18 protein-coding genes are annotated in these 18,236 nt (G+C 36.3%); 9 read left to right on the top strand and 9 right to left on the bottom strand.

The features are described from left to right. Positions 1–103 precede the first annotated feature (103 nt). From B0A80_RS04470 to B0A80_RS04490, 5 genes are all read left to right on the top strand, one after another. Positions 104–1,267, top strand: coding sequence for a sigma-54-dependent transcriptional regulator (locus B0A80_RS04470; protein ID WP_070907512.1), 1,164 nt, complete (start codon positions 104–106; stop codon positions 1,265–1,267). A gap of 103 nt (positions 1,268–1,370) precedes the next feature. Then, entirely contained in the window at positions 1,371–2,036 is a 666-nt protein-coding gene (locus B0A80_RS04475) for a DEAD/DEAH box helicase (RefSeq protein ID WP_089076565.1), read from the top strand. A gap of 23 nt (positions 2,037–2,059) precedes the next feature. Continuing rightward, positions 2,060–2,281: a putative signal transducing protein gene (locus tag B0A80_RS04480; RefSeq protein ID WP_017495103.1), complete on the top strand. Its 222-nt coding sequence runs from the start codon at positions 2,060–2,062 to the stop codon at positions 2,279–2,281. A gap of 88 nt (positions 2,282–2,369) precedes the next feature. Then, the gene (locus B0A80_RS04485; protein WP_089076566.1) at positions 2,370–3,173 is read left to right on the top strand and encodes a Cof-type HAD-IIB family hydrolase; all 804 of its coding nucleotides are present in this window, start codon (positions 2,370–2,372) and stop codon (positions 3,171–3,173) included. 5 nt (positions 3,174–3,178) lie between these two features. Next, positions 3,179–3,706: a GNAT family N-acetyltransferase gene (locus B0A80_RS04490; RefSeq protein ID WP_089076567.1), complete on the top strand. Its 528-nt coding sequence runs from the start codon at positions 3,179–3,181 to the stop codon at positions 3,704–3,706. A gap of 113 nt (positions 3,707–3,819) precedes the next feature. Here B0A80_RS04490 and B0A80_RS04495 read toward each other — a convergent pair whose 3' ends face one another. Further along, positions 3,820–4,335 (bottom strand): hypothetical protein, encoded by a 516-nt coding sequence (locus B0A80_RS04495; protein ID WP_026109828.1) that lies wholly within the window; start codon positions 4,333–4,335, stop codon positions 3,820–3,822. Positions 4,336–4,836: 501 nt separating this feature from the next. Here B0A80_RS04495 and mtaB point away from each other — a divergent pair. Continuing rightward, the gene (gene mtaB, locus B0A80_RS04500; protein ID WP_089076568.1) at positions 4,837–6,171 is read left to right on the top strand and encodes a tRNA (N(6)-L-threonylcarbamoyladenosine(37)-C(2))-methylthiotransferase MtaB; all 1,335 of its coding nucleotides are present in this window, start codon (positions 4,837–4,839) and stop codon (positions 6,169–6,171) included. Positions 6,172–6,360: 189 nt separating this feature from the next. Here mtaB and B0A80_RS04505 read toward each other — a convergent pair whose 3' ends face one another. From B0A80_RS04505 to B0A80_RS04540, 8 genes are all read right to left on the bottom strand, one after another. Beyond that, on the bottom strand, positions 6,361–6,867 hold the full coding sequence (locus B0A80_RS04505; protein ID WP_070907508.1) for a hypothetical protein: 507 nt from the start codon (positions 6,865–6,867) through the stop codon (positions 6,361–6,363). A 92-nt stretch (positions 6,868–6,959) separates the two neighbouring features. Then, the gene (locus B0A80_RS04510; RefSeq protein WP_089076617.1) at positions 6,960–7,676 is read right to left on the bottom strand and encodes a 3-ketoacyl-ACP reductase; all 717 of its coding nucleotides are present in this window, start codon (positions 7,674–7,676) and stop codon (positions 6,960–6,962) included. A gap of 111 nt (positions 7,677–7,787) precedes the next feature. Continuing rightward, a complete protein-coding gene (locus B0A80_RS04515; RefSeq protein WP_017495110.1) occupies positions 7,788–8,375 on the bottom strand; it encodes a phospholipid scramblase-related protein in 588 nt (195 codons plus the stop codon). A gap of 130 nt (positions 8,376–8,505) precedes the next feature. Next, the gene (locus tag B0A80_RS04520; protein WP_070907507.1) at positions 8,506–8,826 is read right to left on the bottom strand and encodes a hypothetical protein; all 321 of its coding nucleotides are present in this window, start codon (positions 8,824–8,826) and stop codon (positions 8,506–8,508) included. A gap of 8 nt (positions 8,827–8,834) precedes the next feature. Next, positions 8,835–11,000 (bottom strand): VWA domain-containing protein, encoded by a 2,166-nt coding sequence (locus tag B0A80_RS04525; RefSeq protein WP_165769218.1) that lies wholly within the window; start codon positions 10,998–11,000, stop codon positions 8,835–8,837. Between the two features lie 92 nt (positions 11,001–11,092). Continuing rightward, entirely contained in the window at positions 11,093–12,058 is a 966-nt protein-coding gene (locus B0A80_RS04530) for a hypothetical protein (protein ID WP_089076570.1), read from the bottom strand. 2 nt (positions 12,059–12,060) lie between these two features. Beyond that, positions 12,061–12,561, bottom strand: a complete 501-nt coding sequence (locus B0A80_RS04535; protein ID WP_089076571.1) for an RNA polymerase sigma factor — start codon at positions 12,559–12,561, stop codon at positions 12,061–12,063. Positions 12,562–12,863: 302 nt separating this feature from the next. Next, entirely contained in the window at positions 12,864–13,700 is an 837-nt protein-coding gene (locus B0A80_RS04540; protein ID WP_089076572.1) for a DUF6929 family protein, read from the bottom strand. A gap of 108 nt (positions 13,701–13,808) precedes the next feature. Here B0A80_RS04540 and B0A80_RS04545 point away from each other — a divergent pair, with 108 nt between their 5' ends. The 3 genes from B0A80_RS04545 (at position 13,809) to B0A80_RS04555 (ending at position 18,203) form a co-directional block, all read left to right on the top strand. Beyond that, positions 13,809–14,690, top strand: coding sequence for a PPK2 family polyphosphate kinase (locus B0A80_RS04545; RefSeq protein WP_026109832.1), 882 nt, complete (start codon positions 13,809–13,811; stop codon positions 14,688–14,690). 194 nt (positions 14,691–14,884) lie between these two features. Then, on the top strand, positions 14,885–16,336 hold the full coding sequence (locus B0A80_RS04550; RefSeq protein ID WP_089076573.1) for a PhoX family protein: 1,452 nt from the start codon (positions 14,885–14,887) through the stop codon (positions 16,334–16,336). 94 nt (positions 16,337–16,430) lie between these two features. After that, entirely contained in the window at positions 16,431–18,203 is a 1,773-nt protein-coding gene (locus tag B0A80_RS04555; protein ID WP_089076574.1) for a cytochrome-c peroxidase, read from the top strand. The last annotated feature ends 33 nt before the right edge of the window (positions 18,204–18,236 follow it).

Raw genomic sequence — 18,236 nt, forward strand, 5'->3', positions numbered from 1 at the left:
TTAAAGTAGCTAAGATTCTGAGATGCTAAGTTTTTTAGCTTCTTATAGAAAAACCTTAGAACCTTAGAACCTTAGTAACTCTGAACCTTAGAACCTCAAAAGAATGAGTAAAATACTAATTATAGAAGACGAAGCGTCCATCAGAAGAGTTTTGGTAAAAATTTTATCAGAAGAAAATGATACGTATCAGGTAGATGAAGCTGAAGATGGTGCAGCAGGTCTTGAGAAAATAAAAAACAACGATTACGATTTGGTATTGTGTGATATCAAAATGCCAAAATTAGACGGGGTTGAGGTTTTAGAAGAAGTAAAAAAGATTAAACCGGAAATTCCAATGGTTATGATCTCTGGTCATGGCGATATGGAAACCGCGATTCACACGATGCGTTTAGGAGCTTTTGATTATATTTCGAAACCACCAGATTTGAATCGATTGCTGAACACTGTTCGTAATGCTTTAGATAAAAAACAACTCGTAGTAGAGAATAAGATTCTGAAGAAAAAGGTTAGTAAAAATTATGAGATGGTAGGGGAAAGCGAAGCGATCAGTCATATTAAAGTAATGATTGATAAAGTAGCCCAAACCGAAGCCAGAGTTTTGATTACAGGTCCAAATGGAACCGGAAAAGAGCTGGTAGCACATCAGTTACATGAAAAAAGCGAGCGCTCAAATTTTCCTTTGATAGAAGTAAACTGTGCGGCTATTCCAAGCGAATTGATCGAAAGCGAATTGTTTGGACACGTAAAAGGAGCCTTTACATCGGCGGTGAAAGATCGTGCCGGAAAGTTTGAAGCAGCCGATAAGGGAACTATTTTCCTGGATGAAATTGGAGACATGAGTCTTTCGGCACAAGCCAAAGTGTTACGTGCGCTACAAGAAAATATGATCACAAGAGTTGGAGCTGAAAAAGACATCAAAGTCGATGTGCGTGTGGTAGCAGCAACCAATAAAGACCTGAAAACTGAAATTGCAGAAGGCCGCTTCCGTGAAGATTTGTACCATCGTCTGGCAGTAATTTTAATTAAAGTACCGCCATTGAACGAGAGACGTGATGATATTCCGGCATTGATTACTCATTTTACCGAGAAAATTGCATCAGAACAAGGTAATTCGGTAAAAGTATTTTCGCCAAAAGCTATAAAGCTATTGCAGGAATACGATTGGACAGGAAATATCCGTGAACTTCGAAATGTAGTGGAAAGATTAATCATTTTGGGAGGAAGTGAAATCTCGGAAACCGATGTGAAAATGTTTGCAAGCAAGTAGATGCTTCGCGCAATACGCTTTAAGCTTTAGGCTTTAAGCTTTTATAAAAACGAAATAAATTTTTGCTTACAGCGTATAGCTTAAAGCTTAAAGCATAAAAAAAATGAAACTGAAAAAAATAAACGAGAAGTTGCAAGACGCTTTAATTGAGAATGGTTTAACAGAAGCAAATGCGTTGCAGCAGGAAACTTTTTCGACCATTAAAAGTGGGGCTGATTGTATCATTCTTTCTCCGGAAAAGAGTGGAAAATCGACAACAATTGTATTAAATGTCATTCAGCAATTGGCAGGGAAAACCGAAGAATCGCCACGTGCTTTGATTATTGTTGAAGACAAAGCCAAAGTGTTGGAAATGGAAGCGCTTTTTGAAAAATACGGAAAGTATACTAATCTTGAAGTTTATGGTGTACACGATAAAGGCGATATGGATTATGATAAAAATTATGTTTCTACGGGAATTGACGTTTTAATCGGGACACCAAATAAATTGAGTGATATGTTTACAACAGCGGGCTACAATGTAAACCGTCTGAAAATGTTTATTCTGGATGATGCCGATCCAATTCTGAAATTGCGTCATGAAACTAAAATCATGCGTATTTCAAACAGTATTGCTAAAGTACAGCGAATTATTTTTGCTGAAGAACTGACAGAGCGTATCGAAATCCTGGCCGACAAAATGTTAGTAGAACCTTATCTTTTTGATATGGAGGATGAAGGAGAAGAGGAGCTTGATGAAGATGAGGATGATATTGAAGAGGAAGAATAATTAAACGATAAAAAATAAATGTCATGGGATTAATGAAAGTGTTTTCAGGGAGTGAAGTGTTAGCAATTGCTTTGAAAGAAAGATTAGAAGAAGCCGGAGTAGAAACGGTAAAAAAAGATAACATCCAGTCGGCTCGTATGGGAGGATATGGCGGATCTGATTTAGCAGTAGAAGTATTTATTCAGGAAACTGATTTTGCCAAAGCAAATCCGGTTATTGAAGAATTTAGAATGAATATCCAATAGTCGCATTTTTTTGTAAGATGTAAAATGTGAGATGTGAAAAGTTTTAGTGTACAGAGACTGAACACTGAGACTGCAAACTGAAAAAAATATGCAATATAAAATGTTAGTGCTCGACATGGATGATACCTTGTTGACAGACGATCATAAAATTTCGGACCTTAATAAAAAAGTACTGCTGGAGGCACAGTCAAAAGGCGTTTACGTCGTTTTGGCTTCGGGCAGACCAACATCGGCGATGACTGCTTATGCTAAGGAGTTAGAGCTGGATTTGAATGACTCGTATATAATTTCGTTTAATGGAGCGATCATTAGTACGGTTAAGGATGATGTTATTTTGTTCGAACAAAAATTAACCGTTGAGCAAATCCATGAGCTGTATGACTACAGTGTAAAAAAGAAAACTCATATCATTACGTATCTGGATGGTGAAATTATAAGCGAAACCGATTCGGAATATATTGATGTTGAAAAAGAAATTACAGGATTACCACATAATAGAGTAACTGGTTTTAAAGAAGCGGTTACAGAACCTGCGGTAAAATGTATTTTATTGGCGGAACCTTCTTATTTAAAAGAATTAGAAGCTGACTTAAAAGCAGCAATGCCTCATTTGAGTGTTGCCATGTCAAAACCTTTCTTCCTGGAAGCAGCACAGAATGGAATAGATAAAGCGGCCAGTTTAAAACTTTTAGCCGAAAAGTTAAACATTCATCAAAGCGAAATTATTGCCGTGGGAAATGCCGGAAATGATCTGACCATGATCGAATATGCAGGTTTAGGAGTTTGGGTCGATAACGTAACCCCGGAATTAAGAGACAGAGCAGATTTAATCGTTGCTTCAAATAATGATGATGGAGTTGCTGAGGTGGTGCAGCGCTATATTTTAAATTAATTTGTATGAAAGAACCAATTGAAACAGAACGACTAATTTTAAGAGAATTACTTCTTTCGGATGCTGATGGAATGTTTGAATTGGATTCGAATCCGAATGTGCACCTTTTCGTTGGGAAAAAGCCTGTAACAACGATTGAGGAAAGTGTCGTTCAAATCGAAAATATTCAGCAGCAATACAAGGATTTTGGAACAGGTCGCTGGGCTGCTGTACTAAAAGAAACGAATGAGTTTTTGGGTTGGTCAGGTATAAAGTTTATCACCTATGAAATTAACGACCACAAAGATTTTTATGAAATAGGATATCGTTTCATCGAAAAACACTGGGGGAAAGGCTATGCGACTGAAGCCGGAAAAGCATTTGTTGATTATGCATTTAACAAAATGAAAGTCAAAGCTCTTTACGCTTATGCCGATGAAGGAAATGAGGTATCAAGAAAAGCGTTGGAAAAATTAGGTTTTCGCTACGTGAATTCTTTTGAATATGAAGGAGAGCTGGAAGTTTGGTATGAATTGAAGCATCCAGACCTGTAAAGAGATAAAATGAAATGTGTTCCAAATCTTTGTAAACTCAAATTGCTTAAGATTTGCAAAGATTTGGAAAACAGTTCTTAGTTTTTTAATACTTTAGAAAGAGGTATTAAATATTATTTTTTAGCTACTGAAACAAAATATTTGTTTCCGTCACCCATTGTCAATTTTACACGTTCGTCGCAAAGATCGATAGCGAAGTTCGCACTTTCATAGCAAGTACAAGTTGTGTTTTTGTCTTTAGACATTTCAGTTTTACAATTGTTGTTTTTAAAAGTTGACAATTGTGGAGTGTACAAGCTTACTAAATCAGTAGAAGCAGTTACTAACGAAATGATACTTGCCGAATTGTTGTTTGTAATTCTGTAAACGATTCTGTCAGTGTAGTTTACTTCATTTACGGTTACTTTACGAATATAAGTGTAAGCTGTTGAGCCTTCACCCGGTTCTTTTACTTCAAATTTAAATCCAACCGCACGAATTGCAATATCAAATTGAGATTGAGAGTTTAAGCTCGCCCAGTTTGTCAATGTGCTGATAGATGGAAATGGATTAGCAGCCGGAGCAGTTTGTGCCTGAGCGCTAAAAAGGGTTAAGAACATCAAGCAGATTGTGGGTAAAAATGCTTTCATATGGAGTTTTAATTTTTAATTTTTGCCTACTCTTTATGGTTTTCGGCCTGCCCATTTTTATTATAACAAAACAACAACATAACGATGGAAAATCAAAATTGTTATGCGCTATTTATGATTTTGATGCTATAGTTTTTGGTTCCTATTTTTTGACGAAGTGAAATTACTTCTAAAAATATTTCCAGCAAAGTTAAATGTAAGAAAATTTTAATTTAATATCTTAAAAAACGCACTTAATCGATGTTATTTGCGTTTAATCGATCAATTTGTCGTTTTATTCTTATCGAATTGGGTTGCGTTTTTTTCAGTTTAATTTTTTTTTCCTGACGATTTGGTTTGATTTACAGTTTTTTGAAACGAATTAAAATAGCAGGTTCTTGCAAAATATTGATATATAGTATATTATTGATTTTATTTTAAAGAATATTGTATGTAAATTTGCAAACTCTTCAAAAGAGATGTAAATATAATATCTTACTACTTAAAACGTAGTTTATTCCTATGGAAAATAGAAAAAAAGTTGCCTTTTATACGCTTGGTTGCAAACTGAATTTTTCAGAGACTTCAACTATTGCCCGAAATTTTAACGATGAAGGTTTTGATCGTGTTGATTTTGAGGAAATAGCCGATATCTATGTTATCAATACCTGTTCGGTTACAGAGAATGCTGATAAGCAGTTTAAGCAGGTGGTGAAAAAAGCAATGAAACTGAATGAGAAAGCTTTCGTAGCGGCTGTAGGCTGTTATGCCCAGTTGAAACCGGAGGAATTAGCAGCTGTTGATGGAGTTGATTTGGTTTTGGGAGCTACAGAAAAATTTAAAATTACGGATTATATTCATGACCTGAGCAAGAATGACATGGGTGAAGTACACTCTTGTGAAATTGCCGAGGCTGATTTTTATGTGGGAAGTTATTCTATTGGAGACCGTACCCGGGCTTTTTTGAAAGTTCAGGATGGCTGTGATTATAAATGTACATATTGTACCATTCCGTTAGCAAGAGGGATTTCGAGAAGTGATGCTCTGGAAAATGTATTGAAAAATGCCAAAGAAATTTCTGCTCAGAACATCAAAGAAATTGTTTTAACGGGAGTTAATATTGGGGATTACGGAAAAGGGGAGTTTGGAAATAAAAAACACGAACATACTTTTCTGGACTTAGTTCAGGCTCTGGATGAGGTTGACGGGATCGAGCGTTTGCGAATATCCTCTATCGAACCTAATTTACTGAAGAATGAAACCATTGAGTTTGTTTCTAAAAGCCGAACTTTTGTACCGCATTTTCATATTCCGTTACAATCCGGAAGCAATGATATTTTGAAATTGATGAAGCGCCGTTACTTGCGTGAAGTGTATACTGAACGTGTTCATAAAATTCGTGAAGTAATGCCACATGCCTGTATTGGTGTAGACGTGATTGTTGGATTTCCGGGCGAAACAGACGAGCATTTTTTAGAAACCTATCATTTCCTTAACGAAATGGATATCTCTTATCTGCATGTGTTCACGTACTCCGAAAGAGACAATACAGAAGCTGCAAATATGCCGGGAATTGTTCCGGCAAATGTAAGAGCGAAACGCAGTAAAATGCTACGTGGATTATCCGTTAAAAAACGTCGTGCTTTTTATGAAAGTCAGTTAGGATCTAACAGAACTGTTTTGTTCGAAGGAGAAAATAAAGAAGGATATATTCATGGTTTTACAGAGAATTACGTAAAAGTAAAAACACCGTGGAATCCTGAATTGGTAAATACTCTGCAGGAAATAAACCTGACAAAGATCGACGAAGACGGAAGTGTTCGTCTTGAGTTCTTGAATAAGCTTACTGAGGCTTAAGGTTCGTGTTTCGCTGAGATACACAAAGATTTCCACGGAGATACACAAAGTTTAGATATAAAGTTTGTCATTTATGACCAAAAACGAAAAAGCCTCATTAATGAGGCTTTTTCGTTTTTATATGAGAAGTCTCTGTGAATCTCGGTGAGAAACTCAGCGTATCTTCGTGGAACATCTTTAAATTCAAAGTTAAAGATTTTCTCCAACTACTAATTTCAATGAATTGATATAATCGGTATCAAATTCAATTACCCTTATCTTTTGTGGATTAAAGCTTAATTCACCGCCAAACTGACCTTTTGTGTCCAGGAAATCGATAGTAAGTTCTTCATCCGTTAATTCGATTAGTTTTCCCAAATAAGCTGACTTTGCTGACTTTTTAGCAATCTGGAAAATACCGTATTTGTTTGTGATAAAATTGATGATCGAATTCAAATCTCGTATCGGAATGATATCTTCGGCATTTGTTCTGAGACCTTTTAGACGGATTACTTTTTCGGTAAATTCCAGATCCTGATCTCTGTGTATGGCTTCAATGTTTTTGTTTTTCAATAGTACAAAGCCATCCAGTATAAAATCTACGGGATTGTTTCGTAATAAAATCCATTCATCCGAATAGTCGATAAGAAATCCGGTATAAAGTTCTTTCTTATCGGTAAATTCTATGGCAATTAATTGTCTTAAATAGTTTTCCATCGTTTAGTTTTTAGAAATTACAACATTTAAATTCCAAATTCCAGCTTGCAGTATTTGGAATTTGGAATTTTTCAAAAGATTGGAATTTATTTTTAAGGATTAGTAGACCAGATACTGCTGTTTTTAATGAAAACGCGACGACTCAGTTTTAGTTGTGCGACAATCAGTTCGGCAATATCTTCGGGCTGCATTACTTTTTCAGGGTTTCCGTCTGTCAGATTTAAATCTTTGGCCATATCAGTAGCTACTGTACTTGGTGTTAAAGCAGTAACACGAATATTGTGTTTTCTCATTTCCTGCATCAAAGAATCCGTTAGACCCAGAACAGCAAATTTTGAAGCACTGTAAGCGCTCGTAACGGCGTTTCCGTTTAAACCTGCTGTCGATGAAATATTAATGATGTCTCCCGTTTGTCTTTCGATCATATTTGGAATAACGGCGCGGGTGGTATAGTAAGTTCCCATAAGGTTGACCTGAATGATTCTTTCCCAGGTGTTTGGTTCTAATTCCAGGAATTTTCCAAAAGCACCAATTCCGGCGTTGTTGATTAAAATATCGATACTTTTAAATTCGGCTAATGCTTTTTCTACGGCACTATTTATAGAATTAATATCAGAAACATCAGCAGCTAAAGCCAAAGATTTTACACCTAAGTTATTGATTTCGATTGCTAGCTGGTCAACATCTGCTTGCGTTCTCGAAACTAAAATTACATTAACTCCCTCGTTGGCAAGTGCAAGTGCGATTGCTTTTCCTATTCCTTTTCCGGCTCCTGTAATTAGGGCATTTTTATTTTTTAAGTCTGTCATGATTGTCATATTAGAAATGCGAAAGCATCATTTGAGTACCACAAAAATAAGGCTTTTGCTTCCTAAAATGATGCTTTAGATGTTTTCTTAATCTAAGTTTAACAACTTTTTCTATTCTTTCAAAACCATGTCGATACACATTACAGCTGCCAGAATTAATTGCCTTTGCGGACTGTCCTGTGCTACAGTTTCTTCAATTTGAAGAACATAATTATCGGCACTGGTGAAGAGTTCTTTCCCCATTCCGGCCCATTTTTTACTTACCTGAGCCAATTGCTTATTTTCGTGGGTAAATTTGAAATCCCATCCTGTCCATTTTCCCTGAAGTGTAGCAACCGGTTTTTCGTTTTTATCTAAAATTTCAAATCTGCCGCCAAAAGAAAAGAACTTTTGTTTAAAGGTACCTATCAGTCTCTCTTTTTCGTCAAAAACTTCAACATTAGATCTGAAAACGGCAATACCTCTTTTTACCGAAATTAGTTTTTCACCTGAAGCTGCTGCAATTTCAACATTAAAAGGTGTCATTCTTTTGTAATCGGTGAAACGCAACATTTTAGTGAAGAATCCCAGATTATTTTCTCTACAGTTTAAGATGATCTGATTGCTTTCCGGATTATAAATGTCATAGTTGTTTGATGCTTTAAACATGCCAACATGCTCTTTTACAAGAAATAAATTCTGATTTAAGATAGGGTTCATTAATTGATTGTGTGAAAATGATTAAATAATATGATTGATCTCCTTCTGAAAGGGTTTCAAAAGGAGATCAAATGTAAAAATAATTTTGTTAATAAACCGCTGTTAAAAATGAAATCTGTGTTATCAAATTTCAGTTATTTTTCTTTGTTGTGATAATTATAGCACCATTTATTCCTTTATTTCCGTAGACTGAAGTTGCTTCAGTTTCCTTTAAAACTTTCATCTCTTTGATAGTATTCGGGCTCACTTTAGGAAAATCTTTAAAATTGATTATAACTCCATCAACAATTACCAAAGGTGGATTAATAATAGATTTTTTTGATGGTGCACATATTATGATCTGACTATCGGCATTTACAGGTTTTGTATGAGATACATCTTTTTCCTGTGCATGTGTTACGAGACAGAGAAATATAGAAAAAGCCAATGAAGCAAGTTTTACATTTTTCATCGTAAAATTTAATTGAATTTTACTGCCTCAATTAAACGGATAAATTCGGCCTTGTAACCTTCAGGATCGTTGGAAAGCCCCTGTTTGGCTAATTTCAGAATAGCATCTGAAGATTTGTCTGAAATTAATTTTGAATCTCTTAGTTTCAGACCGAACCAGGCCACTGAACTGCTGAATTTAAAATCATCAGAGGCTTTTTCCAATGCAACCGATTTGTTTTCGATTACCTGTACCAGTTCAATACTTTTATCTCCGTCCGGTTTTTTATAACGGAATTTTATGGTAGCAAGTTCATTGCTGTAATTTATTCCGGCTTCTTCGACTTTGGTATATTTTAAAGCATCAGGCTGCTGTGCCAAATAATCGCTTTTTACTCCGGTGGGAACAATTTCATAAAGAGCAGTAACGGTATGGTTGCTTCCAAGTTCTCCCGCATCAATAGCATCATTTTTAAAATCCTCCGGACGCAGTTTTCTGTTTTCGTAACCGATTAAACGATAAGCCTGAACTTGTTTGGGATTAAATTCTATCTGAATTTTTACATCTTTAGCAATTGCAAACATGGAACCTTTGAACTCTTTTCCTAAAAAACGATTGGCCTCCTGAATGTTGTCGATATAAGCATAATTTCCATTTCCTTTATCGGCTAAAGTTTCCATCTTACTGTCTTTGTAATTTCCCATTCCGTACCCCAGGCAGGTAAGGAAAACGCCGGTTTTTCTTTTGTCTTCAATTAGCTTTTCCATGTCTGCATTAGAAGTATCTCCTACATTAAAATCACCATCAGTAGCCAGAATCACTCTGTTGTTTCCGTTTTTGATAAAGTTTTCTGCAGCAATTTTATACGCCAGTTCAATTCCTGCTCCTCCGGCAGTACTTCCGCCCGCATTCAATTTTTCAAGAGCATCAATAATGGTTTTCTTTTCGTCACCTGAAGTTGGAGGTAAAACCAGTCCTGCTGCACCGGCATAAACCACCATGGCAACTTTGTCTTTCGGACGTAACTCATTTACCAGTATTTTTAATGATTGCTTTAGCAAAGGCAATTTATTCATGTCGCTCATCGATCCTGAAACATCAATTAAGAAAACTAAATTAGAAGCAGGTAAATTTTCGGTTGGGATGTTTTTCCCCTGTAAACCAATTTTAAGCACTTTGTTTTTGGCATTCCATGGTGAATCACTTACTTCTGTGTTAATAGAAAACGGATTTTGATCTTTTGGCTGTGGATAATTGTATTTAAAGAAGTTAACCATTTCTTCTACACGAACGGCATCTTTCGGAACTGCTTGTCCGTTATTGATAAAGCGTCTCACATTGGTATACGAAGCATTGTCAACATCGATAGAAAATGTAGAAAGAGGTGCTGTTTTTGGACTCTCGAAGGCATTTTCGACAAAAGTATTGTAATCTTCCTCATTAGGTTCTACCGGCTGCGGAACAGTTATTTTTTTCAGTTTGGCATTTAATTCTTTCTCCGTAAGGTTTTTGTAAATGCCGTTTTTGGTAGCAACAAGAACAACTCCGTTTGTGGCTCTGCTTCCATAAAGTGAAGTTGCTTCTGCTTCTTTTATAACTTTTACTTCCTCCACATCATTCGGATTGATTTTTGAGAATTGATCAGATTTCACCGGAACACCATCGATTATATACAAAGGTTCATCTTTAGAAGAAATAGATGTAGTCCCTCTTATAATGATGTTTTGATTGGGTGCAGGCTGAATATAATTACCAGTAATTGGTAGCCCGGCAACTCTTCCCTGAAGCGTTGAGGTAATAGTCTTTGCGGCCATTTTCTTGTCACGACGGCTGTAATTTGAGCTTTCGTAGTCGCTGTTCGAAACCCCATAGCCCACGACTACTACTTCGTTAAGGGATTGCTGTTGGCCGGTTAGTTTAACATTAATCACATTTTTATTGCCTACGGTTTGTGTTTGAGAGTTGAATCCGATATAGCTAAAGATCAAAATATCACCTTTTTGAGCCTTGATGGAATACTTTCCGTCAAAATCGGTTTGAGTTGTGTTTTTGGTATTTTTAATCACGATAGTTACTCCCGGAAGCGGTATGCTGGCCTCGTCTGTAACGTTTCCTGTAATGATTTTCTCCTGTGCTGATGCTACGAAACATATAAGCATAGATAGGGCTAATGAAAGAAGTTTTACGTTTTTCATGATAGTAATTTTTAGATGGATAATCGGGTTGATCGTAGTCTAAGCCTTAGACTTAGGAATGATTTTTTGAAATTAAATTTGAGTTTTTACCGTTAGTTTTTTGCTGCGGGTTTTCCTTTTCGGGTAGTAATGATTACAACACCTTTTTTCCCTTTATCACCATATTTAGAGGTGGCTTCAAGGTCTTGTAGGACAGTGATCGTCTTGATTTCCTGTTTGTTTAAAGGGGCATACGGACTGGTTGGATTATTGCCAAATAATTCACTTTCGGAATAATATATGCCGTCAATGATGTACAATGGCGCATCCAGTACCACAAGAGAATCTACATTTTCGGGCTGTAAATTTGGTAGCTCTGCCTGCATCATTTTGTCTCTTTTTGCATCGTCATTGTGCGACATGGCATTTCCGTTTAAAACAATTAACGGAGCACTTTTTTTAGCCATTTGTACAGGTTTTTCGGCATAAGCCATTTTGGCTGATTCTCTTCGTGCTGCTCCGGCATAGCCATAGTTTTGAATGGCTTTATCTTTGGCAGCGTTGTTTTCTGTCTCTTCTTCTTTAAAATATTCAGATGATGCAGCTACCGGAGGAATTATTTGATCTGCAACGGGAGCAGGACTGGCTTGCGTAACAATAGCATTGTCGGCTGTATGCTGTATTTCCTGTATCGCTACTTTTTGCTGTTGTTTGATTTGCTGATCCAGAATTTTTACAGCTTCTGCTTTTGGTATTATTGGTGACTCTGAAGAAACAATTACTTCTTTTTTCTCTAAAATGGGCTGTGTTGCTTTTTCTTCTTCGTTCACAACAACTTTAGGAGTCAGAGCAGGAACTGTTTTGTCGGACTTTAGAAATTGTGCTCCCAAAGAAAGGAGTAATAAGAGCGAAGCTGCGACCGCAATTTTTTTCCATAACGAAATGGTTTTTTTGTCTTCCTTTTTGTCCAGTTTATCTTCAAGGCGTGACCATACTTTTTCCATTCCTGGAAAATCTTTGGATTCCGAGTTCTGTGCGGCCTCTTTAAATTTATCGAATATTTTATCTTGATTGTCCATGACTATTTTGCTTTTTGGTAATACAATTTATTTACTAATTCCTTTAATTTGGTTTTAGCGGCATTCAATTGTGATTTTGATGTACCCTCAGAAATGTTTAGCATAGCGGCTATTTCTTTATGTCCGAAACCTTCGATAACAAAAAGATTAAAAACCGTTTTACAGCCGTCCGGAATATGGTTTAGTAAATTCAGCAAATCTTCTTCTTCCAATGCGTTCACTTCTTCGGTAAAAGGCTGCGAAAGCAATTTGACATCATCAAGGTACATATTGAAATTGGTGTTTTTCTTGATGGTTGCCAAACAATGGTTGACGGTAATTTTTCGTGCCCATGCTTCAAAAGCTAAAAGCTCCTTAAGCAGATCCAGCTTTGTAAATATGGTATAGAAAGCGTCAGCCATAGCTTCTTCAATTTCTTCTTCCTTCTTAAGGTATCGTTTGCAAACGCGATACAGTTTTGGAGCCATATGCTCATAAACCTGACGCTGAGCATCACGGTTCATTTTTTTGCAGTTGGATATGAGAGTTTCGTTTATCACAATTGTTGTCTTTATACTAAAGAGGGCTTAAAAGATAAAAAGGTTGGGACAGCAATGAAAAAAAGTTCAAAAAAGGCTTTTATTTTCTTAATAGATGGTTTTAAAGGTACGATTTTCTTAATAAAGAGCCACTGTAGTACTTTTTTAGGTACTACAGAATGAATGAGTTTGTAACTCAAAATAATAAAAAGTGAACGATCCTTTGTGCGTCTCTGCGAAATTTTTTAGAATCTCTGTGATACAATTAAGGTGAAGAGATTCTTTATCTATTTAACAGGCAAACTCAATTTAAAAATCTTCGTTTCTAAAACCTCTGTATCATTATCCTCGCAAAGTAGAAATTCGATTGTATTGTTTTCTTTTTTATAGAAAGTCAAACCTTCGAATTTATGGGTTGCTGTAATTTTTTGGGTGAAATCAATTTTCATAGTTTTAAGGTCTATTCTTCCTATGAAGCTTCCCAAAATTTCACCATCATCATAAGTTGATTTAGTGTTTTCTACTGTAGAAAGGAAATAGATTTTATCTTGTACCAAAACAGCATCGGTAAAACTGGATCGAATCCCTTTTATTTTTGGAAGCTTATAATTGGTTGCAACCAGAGCAAATTCTTCTCCCAGACTTTTGGCATGAATGGTAAAAATGGTGTTTTTGTTCGAGATTCCGTTACCGCGATTGAACAGGTACCAGTTCTCACCATCAAAAATAGAACCTTCCAGATTAAAGTCTTCCGGTTTTATTTCGCCAAAACTTTGCATTAGAACATATAAATCAACCAGATTGTTTTTTTGCAGTATAGTTTTCTTTTTAAGATCGAATGCAATCATTTTGTTTCGGTTTTCGGTAGATCCGGAACCAAAAACATAAAGCGTGTCGTTATGGTTGGTTAAAGACTCAAAATCAGGTTTAAGATTTTTTGCGATATTTTTCGTCGGATTGTCAATTAAAGGGTGTTCGTTCAATTGCTGATTCTGCATGTTGTATTCGTATAGAAAACCGCTGTTATCTCCAACTAGATAAAGTGAATTGTCAGTAAAAAATAATCCGGATGCTGATCCGATTCCGATGATTTGAAATAATATTTCTAAGGTGAATTTTTCCATGAATGTTGTTTTGAAAATAAAATCGCTGTCCCTGAAAGTATTACAAGGTACAGCAGGGATATGCTTTGTAAAAATAGTATATTTACTATTACGAAAAAACTCATGAATATGAAATCAATAGATCCGAATGATTTTAAAATCACAGATAAAATAAAATTATCAAAGATTCCTACTTTGCTCGACCTTGATGCAGACAGTGAAGAAAAAGAAGCTAAACTCGATAAAGTTCAGGCTAAATTGAGTAAACAGCAAGATGCCATGTATGCTCACAACAGATATGGCGTTTTGATTTGTCTGCAAGGAATGGATACTTCCGGAAAAGACAGTCTGATTCGGGAAGTTTTTAAAGAGTTTAATCCGCGTGGAGTAGTGGTGCATAGTTTTAAAACGCCTACTTCGGCAGAGTTGGAACACGATTATTTGTGGAGACATTATATGGTTTTACCTGAAAAAGGAAAATATGCGATTTTTAATCGTACCCATTATGAAAATATTTTGGTTACCCGCGTGCACCCTGAGTATATATTGAACGAAAATTTACCCGGAATTGAAAAGGTAGAAGATATTCCGAAAGATTTTTGGAAAGACAGAATAGAGCAAATCAATAATTTTGAAAAGCATATTACGCAAAATGGAACAATTGTACTGAAGTTTTTCCTGCATTTGAGTAAAGAGGAACAGCGTAAACGTTTGCTAAGACGATTGGAAGAAGAAAAACACAACTGGAAATTCTCGGTCGCGGATTTGAAAGAACGTGCACATTGGGAGGAGTATCAGCAATATTATGAAGAGGCTATAAATAAAACTTCGACAAAAAATGCTCCGTGGTATGTAATTCCGGCCGATGATAAAGAAATGGCCCGTTACATTGTGGCTAAAACCATTTGGGAAGAAATGCAGAAGCATACCGACATTAAAGAGCCTGAGTTACCGGAGAGTATAAAGGCTAATATTAAAATATATAAAGAGCAATTAGAAAACGAGTCTTAAAATAAGGCTCTTTTTTTTGCTTTAATGTTACTGCAAGTTTATGAGTGTTTTGTAGTACTAATTTAATGTTAACGTTTTTTTGTTTTATAACGCATTTTAGGAAAACTGTTGATTTTTTGATAATATCTAAATCATTTTAAGTTAAAGAGCAGTGGGTTACTTTGTAAAAAAAATAGAAACCAATTTTTAACTACATGAAAAGAATTATTTTACCCCTAATTATGTTAGGTTCGTTGCTTACATCTTGTAATAACGATTCTAAAGACGAAGCAGAAACAACAAGTGTTGTACTGAAGGATCAATCTGTAACACCAAGTTTAATAAAAGCTCAGACAGGATTTGAAAGTTTGAAAATTTACTCTCTTTTTAGTTCAGATGATGTTTTTGCAGACAGTCCTAAATTTGTTTTTGGAGGTTCTGCTGATGGTTCAGGTCTATTGAAAAATACGGACGGAACTTTTACTTTCTTAGTAAACAACGAAGACAATTTTGCGGTTTCAAGAATTACTTTAGATAAAACATTTAAACCAACAAAGGGAGAATATTTGTTAAACTCTAGCGGAGGAACTTGGAGATTATGCGGAGCTACTATGGCTACACAGGCAGAACACGGTTTTGGACCTCTTTATTTAACTTGTGGAGAGTCCGGAGAAGAGTCTCGTACACATGCTTTAGATCCGTACGCTAGTGCTGGAGGAGCATCAGTATCTAAAGAATTGGCAGGATTTGGACGTTTAAGTGCCGAAAATGCTTTACCATTGCGTTCTACTGCTTACAAAGGAAAAACAGTTGTAGTAATTGGTGATGATGACTCAGGAACTTACGGAGGCCAGGTTTTTATGTATGTATCAAACACAGTTGGTGATTTAAGCGGAGGATCTTTGTACATGTTAAAAAGAAATGACAGCAATCAAAGAGAAAGAGACATGACTGTGGATCAAACGTATCCTGTTTCTTTCGTGAAAATTGACAACCACACTACTTTAACAGGAGCTCAGATCAATGCATCTGTAAATACTTTGAAAGCAATCAAATTTGGTCGTGTTGAAGATTTGGATTACCGCAAAGGAGGTAACAATGCTGACCGTGAATTGTATTTTAACGTGACCGGACAAGATATCACAGGAACGAATGCCGATGCTTCAAGAACGAAATATGGTAGAGTTTACAGATTAAATCTTGATGCTGCCGATCCGTTAAAAGGAACTTTAGAACTGGTTTTAGATGGTGACAACCGCAGTGGAAAAGCTGGAAAATTCCAAAATCCTGATAATATCTGTGTAACCAGTAACTATGTTTACGTTCAGGAAGATGCAAACGGATACGGTGACGAAACACACGATGCTTATATTTATCAGTACAATATCGCTACAAAAGAATTGAAAGTGGTATTGGAATTAGATCACCGTCGTACTCAGGCTGATGCTGCCAAATATAACGTAGGTAAACTATCAAAATTCGGAGATTGGGAATACGGTGCAATGATCGATGTATCAGATCAGTTGGGTATTCCGGATACTTTCATGTTAAGCATCCAGCCTCATACCTGGACTGGCGAAAAATATAAAGGAGTTGACGGAGGAACAAATCGTCCGAACGAGCAACAAGCAAGTCAAATTGTAGTGATTAAAGGTTTAGCGAGATAAATTTTTAAAGCATTATAAAACAGTCATCCACTATCTCAGTTTGAGGTAGTGGTTTCTGTTTTTCTGAATATTTCCCTTTTAATTTTTAATACACATGAAAAAAATATACGGTTTGTTTTTCCTGCTGGCATTGGTAGCCTGTCAGAAAAAAGACAAACATCAGGAAGTAAATGAATTGTTTCAGTCTGATATTACTTTACTGATTGAGAAGGTTGCTAAGCTTAAATATTCCGTGCAGTCAGATTCTACCGAAGTACAAATTCAGAGACAATTTCTCGAAGCACATCAAAGTTACAAAAAGGTCGAAATGATAAGCGAGTATTATTCGCCTGCAGTTTCTAAAGCGATAAATGGTCCCGCAATACCCGAATTTGAAGAAAATGATAAAGTGACTGTTCCGCCTGAAGGATTTCAGGTTATTGAAGAATTGGTTTTTCCTAAATATGACAAAGAGCATAAAAAAGAATTGCTTCAGGAGCTGGGTATCTTGTCGGCTAATTTGGCTCGTTTAGAAAAAGTTTCAAAATCCAATCAATTAACGGATGCGCATGTTTTTGATGCCATGCGATTGGAAGTATATCGAATAGTTACTTTAGGAATAACCGGATTCGATTCGCCAGTCGTATTGAATTCACTTCCTGAAGCTGTGGCAGCTTTAGAAACCATTGAGAAATATTACAAAGTGTATGTCGAAGATAAGCCCGTTTCAAATTCGAATCAGGTGCTTGAAATATTGAAGAAAGGACAGCACTATTTAAAAACAAATACCAATTTCAATGCTTTTGATCGGGCTTATTTTATTAAAGAAATCGCCAATCCATTAAACAAAGGGCTATTCAAAACGCGATCAGAATTGGGTATTCCGCTGATGAAAGAGCAAAGAGGATTAAAAACAACGGCACAAACGCTATTCGACTCAGGAGCATTTGATCCCGAGGCATTTTCAGGTTTCCCGGATTATCAAACAACTCCGGAGAAAATTGCATTAGGAAAAAAGCTGTTCAATGATCCGGTTCTGTCGGGCAACAACACTCGCTCCTGTGCTTCGTGTCATCATGTTGATAAAGCTTTTACCGATGGTTTGGAAAGAGCTGTTACATTAGACGGGAAATCGATGCTGCAGCGCAACACGCCGACATTGAATCATATTGCTTTTCAGCGCGTATTTTTTGATGATTCCAGAGTAAGTTATCTAGAAGATCAGGCCATTGCTGTGATTAAAAATGAAAACGAAATGCACGGTTCTCTCGAGAAATCAGCTTTAGTACTTCAGAAGAATCCGAACTATGTAAGAGATTTCAAAAAAGCATTTCCGAAAGGAGCCATCAATGAATTTGAAATCAAGAATGCTTTGGCTTCTTATATTCGGTCATTGAGTCAGTACGATTCAAAGTTTGATGGGTATATGCAAAACAAAGAGAATTTCACGTCGGATGAAAAAGCAGGTTTTAATTTGTTTGCAGGGAAAGCCAAATGTGCGACCTGCCATTTTATACCATTAACCAACGGAACTGTTCCTCCTAATTTTGACCGATCGGAGAGTGAAATATTAGGCGTTCCAAATAAAAACAAAAAGCTGGACGGAGATTTGGGCAAGTTTGTCATCACGCAGGCGGCTATTCATAAACATTCGTTTAAAACGCCAACGATCCGAAACATTACACTTACCGCTCCCTACATGCACAATGGAGTTTACAATACTCTTGAAGAAGTGATTGACTTTTATAATGAAGGAGGCGGAGTAGGTTTAGGATTCGATGTTCCGAACCAAACCTTACCCGAAGACAAGTTAAACTTATCAGAGTTGGAGAAAAAACAGCTCATTGCCTTCATGAGAACTTTGACTGATAAAAAGTATTTGAAGTAAATAGTGGGGTATCACATCTAAACCCGACAGGTT

Source organism: Flavobacterium tructae (genome assembly GCF_002217475.1).
In the GTDB taxonomy this organism is placed as follows: Bacteria; Bacteroidota; Bacteroidia; order Flavobacteriales; family Flavobacteriaceae; genus Flavobacterium; species Flavobacterium tructae.

What these genes read in the sequence shown, in the direction of transcription:
- B0A80_RS04470 (WP_070907512.1), top strand. Translation starts at nt 104, where the DNA reads ATGAGTAAAATACTAATTATAGAAGACGAAGCGTCCATCAGAAGAGTT.
- B0A80_RS04475 (WP_089076565.1), top strand. Translation starts at nt 1,371, where the DNA reads ATGAAACTGAAAAAAATAAACGAGAAGTTGCAAGACGCTTTAATTGAG.
- B0A80_RS04480 (WP_017495103.1), top strand. Translation starts at nt 2,060, where the DNA reads ATGGGATTAATGAAAGTGTTTTCAGGGAGTGAAGTGTTAGCAATTGCT.
- B0A80_RS04485 (WP_089076566.1), top strand. Translation starts at nt 2,370, where the DNA reads ATGCAATATAAAATGTTAGTGCTCGACATGGATGATACCTTGTTGACA.
- B0A80_RS04490 (WP_089076567.1), top strand. Translation starts at nt 3,179, where the DNA reads ATGAAAGAACCAATTGAAACAGAACGACTAATTTTAAGAGAATTACTT.
- B0A80_RS04495 (WP_026109828.1), bottom strand. Translation starts at nt 4,335, where the DNA reads ATGAAAGCATTTTTACCCACAATCTGCTTGATGTTCTTAACCCTTTTT.
- mtaB (WP_089076568.1), top strand. Translation starts at nt 4,837, where the DNA reads ATGGAAAATAGAAAAAAAGTTGCCTTTTATACGCTTGGTTGCAAACTG.
- B0A80_RS04505 (WP_070907508.1), bottom strand. Translation starts at nt 6,867, where the DNA reads ATGGAAAACTATTTAAGACAATTAATTGCCATAGAATTTACCGATAAG.
- B0A80_RS04510 (WP_089076617.1), bottom strand. Translation starts at nt 7,676, where the DNA reads ATGACAGACTTAAAAAATAAAAATGCCCTAATTACAGGAGCCGGAAAA.
- B0A80_RS04515 (WP_017495110.1), bottom strand. Translation starts at nt 8,375, where the DNA reads ATGAACCCTATCTTAAATCAGAATTTATTTCTTGTAAAAGAGCATGTT.
- B0A80_RS04520 (WP_070907507.1), bottom strand. Translation starts at nt 8,826, where the DNA reads ATGAAAAATGTAAAACTTGCTTCATTGGCTTTTTCTATATTTCTCTGT.
- B0A80_RS04525 (WP_165769218.1), bottom strand. Translation starts at nt 11,000, where the DNA reads ATGAAAAACGTAAAACTTCTTTCATTAGCCCTATCTATGCTTATATGT.
- B0A80_RS04530 (WP_089076570.1), bottom strand. Translation starts at nt 12,058, where the DNA reads ATGGACAATCAAGATAAAATATTCGATAAATTTAAAGAGGCCGCACAG.
- B0A80_RS04535 (WP_089076571.1), bottom strand. Translation starts at nt 12,561, where the DNA reads ATGAACCGTGATGCTCAGCGTCAGGTTTATGAGCATATGGCTCCAAAA.
- B0A80_RS04540 (WP_089076572.1), bottom strand. Translation starts at nt 13,700, where the DNA reads ATGGAAAAATTCACCTTAGAAATATTATTTCAAATCATCGGAATCGGA.
- B0A80_RS04545 (WP_026109832.1), top strand. Translation starts at nt 13,809, where the DNA reads ATGAAATCAATAGATCCGAATGATTTTAAAATCACAGATAAAATAAAA.
- B0A80_RS04550 (WP_089076573.1), top strand. Translation starts at nt 14,885, where the DNA reads ATGAAAAGAATTATTTTACCCCTAATTATGTTAGGTTCGTTGCTTACA.
- B0A80_RS04555 (WP_089076574.1), top strand. Translation starts at nt 16,431, where the DNA reads ATGAAAAAAATATACGGTTTGTTTTTCCTGCTGGCATTGGTAGCCTGT.